Genomic DNA, 17,404 nt, shown 5'->3' on the forward strand with positions numbered 1-17,404 from the left:
TAAATTTTTATTCTTCTGTTGGTGCTGTCTCGACTATCTTGAGAATATCTGAGTCCCCAGTTTCGCGGATGCTAAGAGCAGAGATAATGAAGAGTTTGCTGCAGACTTCAGCGAGATCCATTGAGCCACCTTTGTAGGTTATCACGGGAACCTTTGAGATTTCTCCATAGTATTCGATTTCTTCTTTTATGTCTTGTGGACAGTTGTTGGCTAAAACAATCATTTTAGCCTTGCCAGTTTTGGCGTTCTGCAATGCAACATTGGCTCCGAAAGAGACTTTGCCAGTTTTCACTGCTGACGCTAATGCTTTATCTATGTCTATCATTCAGTTTTTCCTCCATCTTTTTCTTGTCTTTCGAAAGTTGACATGTACAATTCAACTAGGCCTGTGCCGATTGGTATAGATTGCCCAACTATAACGTTTTCTGTTACACCAGCCAAGGGGTCACTTTCGCCTTTAACGGCGGCTTCCACGATGTTGGGAACAGTGATTTCGAAAGCGGCGCGAGCAAGCACGCTGGCCTTTTTGCCGCTGATACCGTGGCGACCGATTTGCTGGACATCGCCTGTGGTGGTCATCATGTCTGCTACGAGCATAACGTGGCGGACGTCGACGTCTAAGCCTTGGTCTTCGAGCACGCCTTTGGCTTCGTTAACCAATGCGTTTCGGGAGGCTTCTACGCCCAGGGTTTTTGCGATTTCGTGGATGTTGTTGGTGGTTGTGCGTGAGGTATCGACGCCTTCGACTTCTAAGACTTTGCTGAGGTTTGAGCCATCAGTACGGATAACCCATTCACCGCTTTCCTCAGTTACGAGGACACGTTTGATGTCTGGGACACCTTTAACTTGGAAGTCAGGGATTTTGCCGAGCATACGTTTGATTTGTTCAGCTTTCTTGGGTTTAATTTCGACGGTCGTGTCGGTGACTGTGACGGTTGCGTTTTGTAGTTCGAGACGGTCTTTTAATTCGTCCATGGTTATGTTGCGGTCGTCCATCATTTGCTTGTTGAGTTCGATTATGATTTCTTCGCGCACGGGGTCTTCATAGATGGCTGAGGCGAGGTTTTCTACGCTGGTGTAAATGATGTTTCGGGCTACTTCGACGGCGCCTTCTTTGCTTTTCGCGTGGTCACCGGTCAAGTAGATGGTCATGATTGGGGTTGAGGGGATTCTGCGTGCGTCAACGATTTCGATTAACCGAGGCAAACCTAAGGTGACGTTTTGTTCTTTGACACCTGCATAGTGGAAGGTTCTAAGCGTCATCTGTGTACCAGGTTCACCGATAGATTGAGCTGCAACAATGCCGACTGCTTCACCGGGCTCCATTAGGGCACGTTTGTATTGTTCAGCGGTTATGGTGACTGCTTTTTTGACGCCCTTCTCAGATAGTTTTGTCTTGGCTAAGTTTGTTTTAAGCTGGTTTAGCAGGATAGGAGTGATTTGGTCCTCTACGCTCTTTAGTTGTTTCTTGATGTAATCAGCAGATGCGTTTTCCACGGTTTTTTCTTCACCGAGCCGAACTTGGTCGATTAGTCGGCTGACGTTGACGGCTTTACCGTGGTCACTTTTAGCGGGGTCCACGCCGTCTTCTCCGTAGCGGAACTGGATAATGTCACCAGCGGAGTCGCGTACGGTGCTGTCGTATTCAAGGCGGATGTGTTCAAGCGCGTTAATTAATCGACGCTGCATGTAACCGCTTTGTTGAGTACGCACGGCTGTGTCGACGAGACCTTCTCTGCCACCCATAGCGTGGAAGAAGAACTCGATTGCGTCAAGTCCAGTCTGGTAAGAGTTATAGACGAAGCCTCGGGCTCTTGGTGAGGGGTCGTTGGGTATGAAGTGGGGCAAAGCTCGGGCTGCGTAGCCTCTAAGGATACGTTTGCCTCGGACTGACTGTTGCCCAACGCAAGCTGCCATCTGACCGATGTTTAGGCTGCTGCCTCTTGCGCCAGTACGAGTCATAACGATGCCTGCGTTTTCCAGTGTGAAGTCGTCGTCTGCTATTTTGCCTGATTCGTCTCGGGCTACGGCGAGTTCGTGCATGACGTAGATTTCGAAGGATTCCTCCATGGTTTGACCTGGGAGGCGTGGGAGGGTTCCGTTGCGGTAGTTTTGGATGTGTTCGTCGATTTTCTTTTGGATGCGGTCCATGGTTTTTGCCATGCGGTTGCGAGCGCGTGGTGAGAGGACAAGTTGGTCGTAAGTGTAGCTGAAGCCTCTCATGGATATGTAGAGTTTGAGCAGGTGAGTAACGTTGTTGAGGAATTGTCGTCCTGCTTGGGTGCCGTAGTCTTTGATGATGCGGTGGAGTAAGCTTTCTGATTGTTCAGAGCCGATGCTTCTGCGGTCAATGATACCTGAAACCAGTTGACCATTGCGGACAACGACGTAGGCGTCGTGTTTGCATTCTTCTTCTTCACATTTTGCGCATCCTTGGCAAATGTTTGCCTTCAAGACGTAGTTGAGTGTCTTGGGTAAGAAGAGGCTGAAGATTTGTTTGCCGCTCCACATGGGTACGGGTTCTTTGATTTCTGGTTCAGGTAGGTCGCCTTGGTAGTTGGTTGTTGTGAGTAAGCGGTCGATTTGTCCTCGGGTGAGGTAGCTGCCTGTTCGAGTGAAGTAGTATGCACCGGTGATGAAGTCTCTGATGGCGCCAATGATGGGTCCGCCGAATCTGGGTGAAAGAATCTGGTCCTGCACCTGCATGAGCAGCAAGGATTCTGTGCGGGCTTCTTCGCTCTGTGGAACGTGGAGGTTCATTTCGTCGCCGTCAAAGTCTGCGTTGTAGGGTGGGCAGACACAGAGGTGCATACGGAAGGTCTTGTAGGGTAAGACGCGTACGTAGTGGGCCATGATGGACATGCGGTGGAGTGAGGGCTGTCGGTTAAAGATGGCGATGTCGCCGTTCTTGAGATGACGTTCTACGACGAAGCCTAATTCAACGGCTTCCGCGATTTTTGTGCGGTCCACGACGAATTCAAGGCGGATACGTTTGCCGTCGGGGCGAATAATGTAGAGTGCACCCGGATAGTTTTCGGGGCCGTTAACGACAAGTTTCTTCATTTCTTCAATGTTCCATGCCGTTACCTTTTCTGGTACGGATAGGCGCATGGCTACATCTTGGGGTACACCAACCTCGTTAATGTCAAGGTTAGGATCAGGTGAAATGACGGTACGCGCAGAGAAGTCTACACGTTTGCCTGAGAGGTTGCTTCGGAAACGACCTTCTTTACCTTTGAGTCGTTGGCTGAGGGTTTTTAGAGCTCTGCCACTGCGGTGCCTTGCAGGTGGAATGCCTGATGCCTCGTTGTTAAAGTAAGTAGTAACATGGTACTGCAAAAGTTCGGAGAGGTCTTGGATGATCAGGGTAGGTGCACCTGCTTCCATGTTTTCTTTTAGACGCTGGTTAATGCGGATAATGTCGACCAGTTTGTGGGTTAAGTCGTCTTCACTGCGGATACCTGATTCCAGAGTGATTGAGGGACGCACATACACTGGTGGGACAGGGAGAACTTGGAGAACCATCCATTCGGGGCGTGCAACTTTGGGGTTGAAACCCAAAATCTCAAGATCCTCATCAGAGACACGTTCGAGACGTTCACGTATCATGCTAGGTGTTAGGGGCTCGGAGCCTGCCTCGGTTTGTTCTATGAATTTGGTTGGTTTCTCGAAGGTGATTTTGAATTGAGGCGCCGCGCAGTAGGGACATTGTTTGGCTTTGATGTCTGCCATGATTTCTTTGTAGACTTCGTCGGGTATGGCGCCGAGGAGTTCGTTGAAGCGTTCGATTCTTTGGCGTGCTTTCTTGGATGCGTCTTCGCTTAGAAGTATGCGTCCGCAGGTGCGGCAGGTGGATTTGAGGAGGTCGAAGATGATTTTTGTGAATTCAATGTGGACAATTGGGACAGCTAATTCGATGTGCCCGAAGTGTCCTGGGCAGCGGATGGCGGTGTTGCCGCAGGTTTTGCAGCGTTGGCGGGGTTCAAGGGTGCCCAGTCTGCCGTCCATGAGTCCGGCGGTTATGGGTGCGCCGTCTTCGTCGTAGGTGTCTGGGGTTTGGATTTCTACGACAGATTGTTTTCTGAGGTCTTTGGGTGAGATAAGTCCGAATGAAATTTCATCTACTACTTTGTGGATTAATTCTTCCTGTTGTGCCATCTTAAGCCTTCTCCTTTAGTCTTAATTTTGGTGTAATACAGAGGCTTTGAAGCTCCTGTAACAGAAGCTTGAAAGCGTAAGACACGATAACTGGGGAAATCTTTGCTTTTTCATCGCAGATTTTGCATACGTAGCGGCGTTGTTTCATGTCGAAGTAAGCGATTTGTCCGCAGTTCTCGCAGATATAGAGCGTGTACTTGTCGGATTCTTCCAGCAACCTGTCTCGAAGTAGCATTGCAGCGCCGTGACCGATGAGGCAGTCTCGTTCCATTTCTCCGAAACGTAGACCACCACCGCGAGCGCGACCTTCAGTTGGCTGCCGAGTGAGCATCTGGACTTGACCGCGAGCACGAGCATGGATCTTGTCTGCAACCATGTGGTGTAGCTTCTGGTAGTAAACGATGCCTACGAAGACGTCGGCGACGAATTTTTCGCCTGATGCGCCGTTGTAGAAGACTTCACTGCCAGTGTGGCTAAAGCCGAGTTTGACGAGGTTTTTGCGGACTTCGTCGGGACCTTCGTTCGCGAAGGGTGTTCCGTCGCCGGGTTTGCCTCGTGCAGCTGCTGCTTTGCCGCAGAGTGATTCGATGAACTGGCCGATGGTCATACGGCTTGGGATAGCGTGTGGGTTAATGATGAGGTCGGGGACTATGCCGTCTTCAGTGAATGGGAGGTCTTCTTGGGGTACGATTAAGCCTATGACTCCTTTCTGTCCGTGGCGGCTTGCAAATTTGTCGCCGAGTTCAGGGACACGTTGGTCACGGACACGGACTTTGACGAGTTTGCTGCCTTCGCCTGATTCAGTGATAAAGATGCCGTCGACGATGCCTGTTTCGGATGGGCGCATGTCTACGGATGTGTCGCGCATGCTGGGTCCTTTGACTTCGAATTCTTTGTATTCTTCAAGGAATCTGGGCGGGCTGATTCTACCGATGAGGACGTCTCCGCCGATGACTTGTGATTCGAGTCCGATGATTCCGTCGGGTTCGAGAAGACGGTAATATTGTTCACCGCGGTAGCCACGTGTGCCAGGTTCGGGCACGGTGAAGCGGTCTTTTAAGCCTCCGAGGTATTGGCGGCATTCCGCTTCGTAAATGCGGTAGAAGGTGCTGCGTGCGAGTCCACGTTCGATGCTTGCTTTGTTGAATATGATGGCGTCTTCCATGTTATAGCCTTCAAAGCTCAAAACAGCGACAACACAGTTCTGTCCTGTGGGGCGTTGCTTGTAGCCCATGACATCCATGTTTTCGGTTTGCACAAGTGGAACTTGTGGGTAGTGCAGGATGTGGCTGCGGCTGTCAACGCGGTGGTGGAAGTTGGTGCCATAAACACCTAGTGCCTGTTTTGCCATAGCGGCTTGGTATGAGTTACGTGGTGACTGGTTGTGTTCGGGGTAGGGAATGGTTGAGGCGCAGATACCAAGGATAGTGTAGGTGGCGATTTCTACGTGGCTAGTTTGAGGTTTGATGTCGTCATAGTCGATAGCTATGTAGGCGTTTTCTTCTTCTTCCGCGTCAAGATACTCGACAAGGCCGTTTTTGACGAGGTCTTCCCAGGTCCATTCGCCTAAACCGATTTTCTCAAAGTGCTTGCTTTGGAGTTTAGGTATGCCGTTTTCTACGATGATAAGGGGTCGTCTGACGCGTCCTTCATCGCAGTTGGCGTGGACTTCTTCAGTTTCGGTTTGTTGCTTAGAGAAGTATGTTACGTTGACTTCGGTTGAGATTTCTCCGGCTCTGCGGCGTTGGCGGAAGGATTCCACCATTTCTTTGGCGTTGTTGCAGTAGCCGATGATGTTGCCGTCCACGAAGACTTTGGCGCCTGAAATGCGCAGGTCGGTGCTTGCTTCATATGCTGGGACGGTTCCCATCTCGAAAAGCAGTTGCCGTACGCGGTCAGGGTTTACGCCGACAGCGATGGATGCGGATAGAGCGAGGTTCTTTACGAGGCCACAGTTTGAGCCTTCAGGGGTTTCGTTTGGACAGAGTCTGCCCCAGTGGGTGGGGTGTAAGTCTCTGGCTTCGAAGTTGGGTTGGCTTCTGCTCAGGGGTGACTGGAGCCTGCGGAGGTGGCTAAGGGTGGAGATGTAGTTGGTGCGGTCGAGAAGTTGGGTGATGCCGACTCTGCCTCTGCCCCAGTTACCAGTTGCTAATGCATGCTGGAACCGTTCTGTGATGATGCCGGGGCGGACAGCTGCGGAGACGGTGATTATTGGGCCTTTAACGCCGATGCGTTCAAGCTGGTACTTGATGTCTCGGGTTAAGTTGCGGAATGAAACACGGAATAAGTCTGCGAGTAGGGGTCCACCGAGGCGTAGACGTTTGTTTTTGAAGTGGTCTTTGTCGTCTGGTTGGCGCCTGCCCATTTTGAGTTGGATAACGCGGTAGGCCATTTCGCCGAGGAATATGGCTTTTTCTTTTCGGTTTTTGTCGCTTCGGCCCAAGTGTGGAAGGAAGTTTTTGTCCAGCGCGGTTTCGGCTTTTTGGACACGGTATTCTTCAACTTGTCCGTGGGCAACGCGGTTGCCGATGAAGAGTATGGCGTCTTGGGGTGTATCAACGCCGATGGCTTTCTCGAATGAGGCGCCGAGGTGGGTTTGGATGTCGTTGTCAAGAGATACGGCTTCTGCGATGTCTTTGTCTTTTTCCATGCTTAATGCGCGCATGATGACGACGAAGGGGATTTCGGTGGGGACACCGGGCATGGTGACGTAGATTGCGTCGTCGGATTTGAGTTTAAGTTCTATTCTGGCGCGGAAGCCAACTGTTGTGGAGAAGATTTTTGCTTGATAAACTGGAGAGGTGCCTTTTTCGTCGATGTCTACGATGACGCGGTTGGGGGCAAGGTCTTCCATGGCGACGATGACGCGTTCGGAGCCGTTAACTACGAAGTATCCTCCTGCGTCGTCGGGGTCTTCGCCTGCTGCAATGAGTTCTTCGCGGCTTAGTTGACTTAGGAAGCAAAGTTTGCTCTTTAGCATAACGGGGATGTTGCCGATGTATACGAGTTCGGTGTCTTGTTCGCGTCCATCAATTATGGGAGTCATTTCCAACGCGATAGGCGCCGAATATGCTAAGTTTCTTAGGCGTGCTTCCATGGGGTAAATTTCATGTTTGGTCCCGTCCACTTCGGTGGCGTAGGGGCCGGTGATGCGTGATTGGGGGTCGATAACCCAGATTTGTCCGAGTTTGACTTTGTAGGGGCTTTCTGGAACCTCTATGGGGATTTCTGCGACTTCATCTACGACTTCTTGGAGTCCGTGGTCGATGAATTCGTTGTAACTGTCAAGATGCTGGCGTACTAGGCCTTTTTCGTTGAAGAATGTTTTGAGCAGGTTATGTATGTCGTCTTTTTGAATTTTTTGTGTGGTCGTCAAACTTTAATTCTCCCAAAATTCTTTGATGACTAATTGATAATTATAACTGTTATTTTTCAACTTGCAATTCCTCCAATATGAAGTGGCGCCAACTTGAAAAAGGACTTCTCCCAACTTTTCTAAGAGCACAAACACATGCTACGCATCTTGCATATAAACTTTTTTATGTGTATTGGGGCATAAGCAACAACTACCTAAACTTTCATAGAGCAAAACACCAAAAAACCGCTACAAATTCACAGGTCCACACCTAAAAAACCGAAAGCACCACAAGCAAAGCCCTAAACCGCCAAACCAATCAAACCAGCAAGTTTACAGTTAATATCGGACAATTTTGTGGCGACTCCGCCCTAACCGCCGCTTACGCTGCGTCTCCGCCTCAGTAACTTTGGAGTTCCCCGACTTAACGTCAACCACCTTCGCGTCGCCTACTGTATTGCCGAAAAAGTCACGTTCCTGCATCACAAAATCACCGCCCCGACGCAACTTCGAACAATCATTGCCTTTTACGGCTTGCTCGTAGGCGAAGCGGTCTTTGGCGATTTTTCCCTGCGTACGCCTGCCAGTTTGAGGAAACCTACGATTGGTGTTGCCAAATCCATAGGGCTTATCGGGCGAAGGTTTTTTGCTCAAATCTTTTCAGCTCTTCCATAAATTACGCAACAGTTACTATACATTAAATTACTGCCTAATTATCTCCACAACAGCTTCCTTTGAGGCAAGATTAGCGGTTTTTTTGGTGATGACCGCACACAAGTTGGAGTCCACTTCGTAACCGATGCTGTTTCGCCCATTCTTCATTGCAACCATGGTTGTTGTTCCGGAACCCAAGAAGGGGTCAAGCACGGTTTCGCCTTTTACACTAAACATTCTGATGAGGCGTCCAGCGACTTCTTCAGGATAAGCAGCGGTTCGACGTTGCAGCTCGTCTTCAGTTTGGCGGGTACCCTTGAAGCTCCAGATTTGGCTAAACCACTCATCCCGCTGGGTTTTCGTGAATGCGCTATCGTATCGGGCGGCGTCTTTTGGTTGAAACTTGCGCAGCTCACCCTTGCGGAAAAGCAGTATAAACTCACAATCCAACGTAACATATGCGTTTGGGGGAAGAAAGCCTGAGCCCAAAAAGGCGCCTTTACCCTTGTAGGCGGGTTTATTGGTGGGTTTCTTCCAGAGAATGTAGGGGAGTGTTGTGAAGCCGATTTTTTCGCAAACTTCGATGATGCGGCTGTGGTTGGGGAAAAGCTGGAATTTTCCGTTGATGCTGCGGGTGGCGTCGCCGACGTTGATGGCTGCAATGCCCCCGTCGCAGAGGACGCGGTAGGTTTCTGCCCAGACAGCCCCAAGATAGCTGTGCATAGCGTCATATATGGCGCGGACTGTTGCTTCGTTGGGGGTTTCTTTTTGTTTGTTCCACAACTCAGCGATGGCGGGGTCAACTCTGCAGAAGGCGTCATCCCACATGGCTATCAGGGGATAAGGCGGCGATGTAACCATCAGCTCTACCGAGCCATCTGTGAGTTCGCGCATGTTTTGGCTGTTGCCAAAGATAATCTTGTGGTAAGTCTGCATCGCCTCATACTATCGGTGAGTGGCATTTTTACCTTTGCGGTAAAAAACTGTGTATCCAGCGGTTTCTTAAGTACTGATTTTTAACATGTTACTGGGGAGTTTTTTGGTCAATACCGGCCTACCCCTCTTAGGAGTGCAAGGTTATTTTTAGTGACCTATAAGGGTGGGGAAGAAAGCTATTTAGGGGGATGTGTATTGGGTTTAGGGTTGAGCATTGGGGTGAGACTGTTCCTACTCAGCGATGTCTCTTTCTCATCACTTTCTCCGATGCTGGGAAGTAAGGCATGCTTCACAGGCGCTCTTCACCCCACAAAATATCTCAACTAGCAATATTTAAGACTTGGGTTATTGTACACGGTTCAATTTCGGTATTGGACGTGTGGAGAAAAAAACCAGACTATACATACCCCCACATGCACATGGCGGCGACATTAACATAGACCTATGTTGAGCATGTGGAAGAGTTCGGTTATGCCACACCCAAACAGACGCAAAAACACGTCGCAAACCCAAAAAACAACCCAAACCAACAACTAACTTGTGGCAGCCGTAAAACCGCCACACCCACACAAAGAGAAAAAACCAAAAAAGAAATACTGCCAAAAAAGAGAACCGGTACCGCCCATCAAAAAGAGGCACCCAACAAAATTTACCACACAGTCCATTCGACGCATAAGGAAGGGGTGGGAAATGATTAATAAGACAGAAGTAGACAGTTTTCTATCCCAACACGCGCTACGGTAACCAAGCCAGGTCAAAGGTGAAGGACTCAAGATCAACGTTTGGCCGGCAGGTCTGGCCCCACGGATGGGAAATCCTTTCCCGCAGGGGTTCGCAGGTTCGAATCCTGCCCGTAGCACTTTTACCGCTACCTGCCCCACTTTTAACATAGAACTCTTAACGGACATCCTGAAAGTGGAGCAGCACATGAGAGCCAACGGCAACGCTGAAAGCACGATCGAAAGCACCATTAGGCGTTTGAAATTTTTAGGCAAAAATACAAACTTGGGAATACCGCAAATCTGCAAAGATTACATAACAAATTACAACGCAAGCAACGCATACAAAGAAGGCTTAGCAATGGCATACAACCGTTATGCAGTATGCTTTAAGCTGAAATGGGAAATACCATATTTTCAAAAAGAGGAAAGATTGCCAAATGTTCCAAGTGTAGAAGAAGCCAACATAATCATATCATCATTTAGCAGAAAATGGGCAACAATATTCACTATACTAAAAGAAACAGGACTAAGACCAATAGAGTTACACAGAACCTCTCTCAAAAACATAGACTTAGAAAAAGGAACAATAAACGCAAAATCGTGCAAAAGAGGAAACGCAAGAATCCTAAAAATTACAGATTCAACCTTAGCAATGCTCAGAACATACATCACAGAAAACAAAAGCAAAAACCTATTTCCAAAACCACACGACCAATGTAAAATATGGACTTTAGGAAGAAACCGCACAGCAAAAAAACTAAACAGACCCGAACTAATCAAATACAGACTATACGACCTAAGACACCACTTCGCAACAATGCTATACCATAAGACCAAAGATATTTTATTGGTAAAACAGCAACTCGGACACAAAAAAATAGAGCATACCCTAATCTACACACACCTATTCAACTTCAAAACAGACGAATACATCTCAAGAACTGTGCAACTCGGAACACCAACAACCCTAAAAGAAATATGCGAACTCGCAGAAGCTGGCTTTACCAAATTCACTGAAATCGAAGGCTACCAAATATTTAAAAAGCCAAAATAGTTGTGTAGCCATCATAAAAGGCACCTATAAGAGAGTAAATTGCGAAAAAATTAATAGTACCTGTAATTAGTAACTTTTCTTGTGCCTTACAAACAAAATAGAAAAGTTACTAGTATTGCTCAAATTATCGATAAATTATCAGAGGATTTAGAAAATCAGGGCAAAATTGTCTGGTATAGAGGTCAATCGGATAAAAAATGGTCGCTTACTCCATCAATTTATAGAAACAATGTAAAACAAGACCTCAGCGAAATGCATTTATTAAAACATTTCAAACAGGATGCTATTTCGTTATTCAATAGAAACAACAATAATATGCAGCCACATGAATGGTTGTTTATTATGCGACATTATGGGGTGCCAACGCGCCTTCTAGATTGGACCGAGAGCGCGCTAGTGGCAACTCACTTCGCAACAGAGCAAGAAGAAGTTGATGGCTCATTATGGATGTTATTTCCAAAAAAATTGAATCAACAAGATGGAAGGCACTTCTCCAACGTTGAAACGAGTCTGCCGTCTTTCGAAGAAGATACTGAAGTTATGCGCGATTATGAACCTAGAGAGGCTCTCGAAAAACAGAGGAAACTTGACATTAACCCTATCGCGTTTATATGCCCACGAAATATTCCTCGCATGAGAGCGCAGAGAAGCGTTTACACCATCCACCATATCAAAAGTACCCCCATAGAGGAAATAGGTGATAAATCACATGTTTGGAGGTACATTATTCCAAAGGAGTCAAAAGCCAAAATAAGACGTGAGCTAGCAATTTTAGGATTCAGTGATTTCCAGATTTTTCCCGAAGCCAAATTTATCGGTCAAAAGTTGCAAAAAGAGTGTGAAAAATGAGCCTGAAAACTTACGCTATGCAAAACAATGCGATTTTGGGTTTAAATCTTATTACCGACCAGATCGAATTTACCCCGACTTATCAGCGAAATAGCGATGTTTGGGATAAAGAAAAAAGGCAATTATTCATTGACTCAATATTGAATCATTTTGATATTCCAAAAATATATTTCCATGACATAAGTGCTCAACATCGAAAACTTCCAAACGGGAAGGAACTAAAATACGCAATTATCGATGGAAAACAAAGGATGGAGACTATCCTTCAATTTATGGCTGACAGTTTCCCTCTCGCAGACGATTTCGTTTACTATGAAGAACCCAAAATCAAACCTTTAGGTTTGACGTATTCTGAAATAGCCAAGAAATATCCAGAAATCAAAACAAGATTTGATTGCTATACATTACCCATAATTATTGTTGAAACTGATGATACTGAACTCATCGATGAAATGTTTTCTCGGTTGAACGAAGCGGTAGCACTAAGTTCTGCTGAGAAGAGAAACGCTTTAGGTGGTCCAATACCGAAATTCATTAATGAGCTTGCAGGCCACCCCTTCTTTACAAGTAAAGTTAATTTTTCAAACAAGCGATATCAGCATAAAGAAACTGCTGCTAAGCTACTATTCCTTGAAGATACTATTTATTACCAAAGGAGAATAATCGATACCAAGAGAGCATTTCTTGATGCGTTTGTAAAAGAGTATAAAAGAAGACAAGTTAGAGCTCAACAAAAAATAGTAGCTAAAGACCCAAAAATATTACTTGATGCAGTCAGGGATAGGCTAGATAGACTTGACAAAGTGTTTCTAAATAAAGACCCATTACTCAGCCAGCAAGGCATCGTTATTATTTACTACCTGCTCATGAGGAAAGCCGATAAATGTCATAATTCTGAAATAATAACACGAGACAAGCTGGAGAACTTCAACCTCTTAGTATTTAATAACAAAATTGTGGCTGAACATGAGATCAGTGAGGCTGACTTTGACTACCTTGAATTCGACAGATTATCAATGCAAGGTTCAAATGATGCTAATTCAATAAAGGAAAGGCTTAGAATAATAAGTTCATTTTTTGGACTTGAGTAGGGACATTAGCTCAGTTCCAATCGCTTCGCTTGCGCATGCGCGCTCGCTCCGCTCTTGCCGTGCATCACGCAAAAGCCAAACGATACGCCAAAAAAAGAAAACCGCAGAAAAGTTCAGCCTAACCGTAAAAAGGGGAATAAAAATAGCCGTATCAAACAGTCATCGTTGACTATTCATAGATTGTTGAAAAGGCAAACCAGACGAAACCTTAACGTAAGGAATCAACGGCAGATTAGGGTAACGCTTCTGGACATCAAGGACTTTCTCGGCAGCTTTACGAATCTTTTTGTAGTCACCAGAAGTAACAGACATCGTAGTTAAGTCACCCTTCAAATCTATCACTTCAACCTCGTAGAGTTTGCTTGGTTTACCATTATAAGTGCTGTCCACAGGCTTTGGACGCTTCAAAACAATGAAAACCAACTCATTCTTAGGAAGGAAATTCTTCTCGCCCTCAAGCAGTGAACCGAACTCTTCAACACTCGCATCTAGGCTTTTAGCATCTTTAACGCTCATTCAAATTTCACCTCCCCTCTCCCGTAGTTCATTAGGTGAGCAAAATTCAATCTCAATTTCTAAATCAGCGCAGAAATGAAACTCTAAGAAATCCTGATAACAAACAGGCAAGACAGCTTTAGAGTAGTAGAACCGTTTAACCAAAAAAGTATGCCTAAATGCACCCTTCTTAAACGTCAACTCAAGAACAGGCGAATAAACATCATAATGAATAACCACCTCTAAATGAGTAAGTGAAAACACTTTCTCGCCCAGACAGTGAGCGTTGGAGAGGGAACACTCATTCATAGTGACCCCTCACTTTGGGCGCTTCAATCCACTTTACATTCCCGCCGCTATCATACAAGTCATCCTCATATTCCTCTACCCACCATTGAGCATCCAAGGGGTCGCCTAAACCAACGTACTTAACGGGAACTAAGTCGTGACCGCAGATAGGGCAGACATGCTTTTTCTTACGTTCCCCCGCTACAAGCTTATGTTTAGTATAAGCCATAACGCCAACCCATGAGCCAACGTGAGAACGAATCTTACCGTAAACTATGGTCGCATGGTTTAGCTGATAGTAGGCAGTTCCAAAAACGGTCTTACGAGCACCCTTAACCTTAACGATATAGCCATCCGTCAAGTTTAAGCGTCGCGTTAGACCTTCAAAGCCCGAGCAATTCCAGCATTCCAGCTTTGACTTTTTGCAGCGCCGACACGCACCATAACCGCCGTCTAAGAAGCCTAAAAAGTGGAAATGGGGCGCATAGAACCAATGTGCAGACTCACCGAAATATGTCTCGTTAGCTCTATGGTAGCGTTGGGCATGAAAAATCATAAAGCCCCCCAGAAAACCACGGTCTTTAGCAGCCTTTAGCGCTTTGACTTTGAGTTTATCGTAGGGCAAGCCATAGTCTGACACAGGACAAGAAACTATAATGTGCTCAGGGCAACCGAATTTGACGTAGAAGGGCTTAAACTGCTGCTCTACCCTGTCGGCTTGCTTGATTGCCCAACGCCTAAAACAAACTGGACACTCGGGACGGTCACAACTATGATAAACTCGTCTGATGAAAACCTTGCCAGCATGGTTAACGCCGTCCAGAGTCATTAAACGGTGTAAATCCTCACGCAGACAGCCGACATGACCCATGAATTGACCGCACTTATCATCCTTCTGTTTACCGTCACCAACACGGAGGTAACCGAGTTTTTGCATGAACTCAATTTCAGCAACAGCCGTCAATTTTCACAAGCTCCCATTTGTTATTCATATAGAACTCCACGCAAGCGTTAACCCGAAAGCGATATAAAGAAATTAATGAAACCTTTTACATTAAAAATGAAACTAATTAGGTGGGGTTATGCAAGCAGAAGGCATAGATAAAGAAGCCATCAATAAGATTACAAAACTCGCATCAATACGGGAAAAAGCATTTTTCACAATTATGCGTCAATCAGGATTAAACCCAAAAATGCTAATGCAACTCAAAATCAAAGACATAGAACAAGGCATGCCCATACCTTGTAAAATAAGCTTACCTAACGAACTAAGAAAGGACAAACGCCAAAAATATCCAATCTTCGTAGGAAAAGAAGCCGTAACCTACCTAAACCAATACTTAAAGACCAGAAATAACTTAACCTCTGAAAGCTTACTTTTTTCAAGCCATAATAACCCTGAAAAAGAAATCAACACCAAAGACGTAAGCAGAACCTTCAAACGAATAATAACCAAAAAAATAATCCCCACTTTAACAAACAAAGCTGAGAAAGATAAACTAAACAAGCTAACGTTATATGACCTGATTAATTTTTATAAAGAAAATACCAAGTCTTATGTTAAAACTCTGAAAAATACCGAAGGGTTTGAGACTGAGACTTTTTTCAAAACGATGTATAACGAGAAAGCATTACCCTTTTTGGAAATTCAAGAAGAGATTACAATAGAGGTCAGATACAATAAAAAAAGGCTCCAAAAAGAAATCAGAGAACTACATGCACAAAACAAATCAATGAAACAAACAATTGCAAGAGATTCCGATTTTATAAGTGAAATCCTAACTCTTCTCTACAATAATAAGGGTGACCCAGAGACACGCGAAAACGAAGACATAGGCGATGACTTTATCGCGCTTTGGAAAGAGACAAGTAACAAACAGTGGAATCTACCCACTTATGTGGGTTTTCACATGCCTTTTGAATGGTTAGATATAGTTGAAGAATTGACAAAAACACTTAAACAAATCAAAAAACCTTACGACGAATTTGAAGCCAAACATGGAATTAATTTAGATAAAGCTTTACAAGAGTTAGAGCCGAGCGAGAGGCAAGCAATTGAGGGGAAAATGCGGTTAGATTGACTCAAAGCAAACAGTGTATGCATATCGCTAAGGGGAATCGAACAAAGTATTTAGGAATCACGCCACCGCAGACATCAACCGCAAGGGTTGAGTCTCGCACCCCAATGACGAAACCTCTACACAGTAACAGCCAAAATCCATTCGTTAGTTAGTCAAGAAACCTTGACAGGGCTTAGTAGATGTGTAGACAAGAATGCTTTTAACCCCACTACCTCGTAATACTAAATATGGCTAATACTGGCAAAAGACACGCACTAACCCTAACCATAATTATCACATTTTCATGTTTCACCCTGTATGCCGCTAACCCTGCTAATGCTCAATCGATTCCTAAGCCTTCTGTGCCAGAATTTACTTTGAAATATGTCGATAATTCCTATGATGTCCCATCGACCTATAGCACAGACCCATACACTGGAAGAAATGTGCTTACTCAAACAGGTTATCACGTAGAAAACAAATCCATAGAAGTAATAATAAAAAATCAACCCTTCAACTCTTATCGTAATGTAAATAACTCCCTTGTAGAATTGCATTATTATATATTCGCTAAGGGACATTTCCAAGATTGGAGTGACGTTCCAAGTCCTGACAGCCGTGTCGATCGCTCTAACGGAGAATATACAGTCGTAACCTATGGCTTAGGTGGAAACAACGGTTCTGACATTTATAACCATCAATTGGGCGAGGTTTCTGATGGGGGCAAGATAGATTTTATAGTTCAAGCACTAACAGGCTATAGTACTCGAATTCAAAGAAGCCTCTATGAGAGCCAATTTGGTGAACATTATTACTGGGTTTTTACTGTTGTTGAAACAAGCGATTGGAGCAACGCACAAACAATAAGCATACCTGATGGGGTGGTTTCTTACTCTGCACCCAACCCATCTCCAACCGTTCCAGAGTTTCCCTTTGTCGTAGTCTTATCCTTGTTTGCAGTTATACCTCTGATTGCGACCTTTTTAAAGAAGAGGATTGGTCTAAAAGCTTATAACTAGAAACCAACAATAACACAAATCGGTTTGGACTATGAGCATAAAGATAAGAGAACCCACCAAAACAGTAAGCCGTAAGGCAGGTTCGAATCCTGCCCGTAGCACCATTCCCGATGAGCATTTGTACTGTCCGCTGTTTGGCGGATCAACTTCACTAACTCCTCAGTCAGCACGCCTACTTGGTGATCTTCAATATTTTGCTCGGTTATGTTGCCTCTGGTTAATGCTTCTCGTGTTAGTAGCTGCTCGGGGTTTTCGCCTAATGCCCGTATCATTTCTTTTATGGTGTCGATTTTGCTGATGGCTGTCTTTTTGCGTATTGCTAAGCCTGCTGCGGCGTAGATGGTGCGTAGTTTGTCGATGCCGAGGCTTTGGATGTCGTGGTAGGTGTCTACTGTGTGGCCCATAAAGTAGTCAGCGTAGTCTTCTTGAACGCCTAGTGCGATTAGTTGGGTTTTGAAGTATTTACGTATACTATGGACGCGGAGGTCGTACATTGCGCCTGTTTTGTTGGGTTTTATGAAGCCTGCTTTGACGTAGAGTTCGTGTACGAAGCCTAAACACGATATTATCGCAAACACGACATTTGCCTGTATCCCAAATATACGGGGCTATGCGATAGAGCTGATGTCTAGCTGACATCGAGGCACCATGTAGCTGAAGAGTCGCGTGCAAGCAGAGATTCAGAACCATTTATTTTTTGCTATTTTACTCTTTGATGTATCT

The 17,404-nt window shown here is 45.6% G+C and carries 14 protein-coding genes and 1 tRNA gene; 6 read left to right on the top strand and 9 right to left on the bottom strand.

The features are described from left to right. Nucleotides 1-7: 7 nt before the first annotated feature. The 5 genes from NWE92_07350 to NWE92_07370 form a co-directional block, all read right to left on the bottom strand. Complete coding sequence (locus NWE92_07350; protein ID MCW4029446.1) at nucleotides 8-325, bottom strand: 50S ribosomal protein L30e; 318 nt, start codon at nucleotides 323-325, stop codon at nucleotides 8-10. After that, nucleotides 322-4,158 carry a DNA-directed RNA polymerase subunit A' gene (locus NWE92_07355; GenBank protein MCW4029447.1) on the bottom strand — a complete coding sequence of 1,279 codons (3,837 nt, stop codon included), beginning with the start codon at nucleotides 4,156-4,158 and terminating at the stop codon, nucleotides 322-324. The genes NWE92_07350 and NWE92_07355 overlap by 4 nt, the downstream gene beginning before the upstream one ends. A gap of 1 nt (nucleotide 4,159) precedes the next feature. Continuing rightward, nucleotides 4,160-7,516: a DNA-directed RNA polymerase subunit B gene (locus NWE92_07360; protein ID MCW4029448.1), complete on the bottom strand. Its 3,357-nt coding sequence runs from the start codon at nucleotides 7,514-7,516 to the stop codon at nucleotides 4,160-4,162. 336 nt (nucleotides 7,517-7,852) lie between these two features. Then, nucleotides 7,853-8,167: a hypothetical protein gene (locus NWE92_07365; GenBank protein ID MCW4029449.1), complete on the bottom strand. Its 315-nt coding sequence runs from the start codon at nucleotides 8,165-8,167 to the stop codon at nucleotides 7,853-7,855. 48 nt (nucleotides 8,168-8,215) lie between these two features. After that, nucleotides 8,216-9,103 (bottom strand): site-specific DNA-methyltransferase, encoded by an 888-nt coding sequence (locus NWE92_07370; GenBank protein ID MCW4029450.1) that lies wholly within the window; start codon nucleotides 9,101-9,103, stop codon nucleotides 8,216-8,218. Between the two features lie 734 nt (nucleotides 9,104-9,837). On the opposite strand from NWE92_07370, the gene NWE92_07375 reads away from it, so the two are divergent. The 4 genes from NWE92_07375 (at nucleotide 9,838) to NWE92_07390 (ending at nucleotide 12,819) form a co-directional block, all read left to right on the top strand. Beyond that, nucleotides 9,838-9,962: transfer RNA gene (locus NWE92_07375), tRNA-Leu, on the top strand. Between the two features lie 146 nt (nucleotides 9,963-10,108). Further along, nucleotides 10,109-10,879 carry a site-specific integrase gene (locus NWE92_07380; protein MCW4029451.1) on the top strand — a complete coding sequence of 257 codons (771 nt, stop codon included), beginning with the start codon at nucleotides 10,109-10,111 and terminating at the stop codon, nucleotides 10,877-10,879. An 81-nt stretch (nucleotides 10,880-10,960) separates the two neighbouring features. Continuing rightward, entirely contained in the window at nucleotides 10,961-11,728 is a 768-nt protein-coding gene (locus NWE92_07385) for an FRG domain-containing protein (GenBank protein MCW4029452.1), read from the top strand. After that, nucleotides 11,725-12,819: a DUF262 domain-containing protein gene (locus tag NWE92_07390; protein ID MCW4029453.1), complete on the top strand. Its 1,095-nt coding sequence runs from the start codon at nucleotides 11,725-11,727 to the stop codon at nucleotides 12,817-12,819. Before NWE92_07385 ends, NWE92_07390 begins: the two co-directional genes overlap by 4 nt. Nucleotides 12,820-12,978: 159 nt before the next feature. Here the strand turns inward: NWE92_07390 and NWE92_07395 are convergent, their stop codons facing one another. From NWE92_07395 to NWE92_07405, 3 genes are read right to left on the bottom strand one after another with little or no spacing between them, the layout of a single operon-like run. Beyond that, nucleotides 12,979-13,335 (bottom strand): hypothetical protein, encoded by a 357-nt coding sequence (locus tag NWE92_07395; protein MCW4029454.1) that lies wholly within the window; start codon nucleotides 13,333-13,335, stop codon nucleotides 12,979-12,981. Then, entirely contained in the window at nucleotides 13,336-13,623 is a 288-nt protein-coding gene (locus tag NWE92_07400; protein MCW4029455.1) for a hypothetical protein, read from the bottom strand. Beyond that, on the bottom strand, nucleotides 13,616-14,566 hold the full coding sequence (locus NWE92_07405) for a hypothetical protein (GenBank protein MCW4029456.1): 951 nt from the start codon (nucleotides 14,564-14,566) through the stop codon (nucleotides 13,616-13,618). The genes NWE92_07400 and NWE92_07405 overlap by 8 nt, the downstream gene beginning before the upstream one ends. Before the next feature lie 118 nt (nucleotides 14,567-14,684). Here NWE92_07405 and NWE92_07410 point away from each other — a divergent pair, with 118 nt between their 5' ends. Together NWE92_07410 and NWE92_07415 are read left to right on the top strand one after the other, a co-directional pair. Further along, a complete protein-coding gene (locus NWE92_07410) occupies nucleotides 14,685-15,683 on the top strand; it encodes a tyrosine-type recombinase/integrase (protein MCW4029457.1) in 999 nt (332 codons plus the stop codon). 227 nt (nucleotides 15,684-15,910) lie between these two features. Continuing rightward, on the top strand, nucleotides 15,911-16,681 hold the full coding sequence (locus NWE92_07415) for a hypothetical protein (GenBank protein ID MCW4029458.1): 771 nt from the start codon (nucleotides 15,911-15,913) through the stop codon (nucleotides 16,679-16,681). A gap of 29 nt (nucleotides 16,682-16,710) precedes the next feature. Here the strand turns inward: NWE92_07415 and NWE92_07420 are convergent, their stop codons facing one another. Next, a complete protein-coding gene (locus NWE92_07420; protein ID MCW4029459.1) occupies nucleotides 16,711-17,259 on the bottom strand; it encodes a hypothetical protein in 549 nt (182 codons plus the stop codon). Nucleotides 17,260-17,404 lie beyond the last annotated feature (145 nt).

The organism is Candidatus Bathyarchaeota archaeon (assembly GCA_026014745.1).
GTDB lineage: Archaea > Thermoproteota > Bathyarchaeia > Bathyarchaeales > Bathycorpusculaceae > Bathycorpusculum.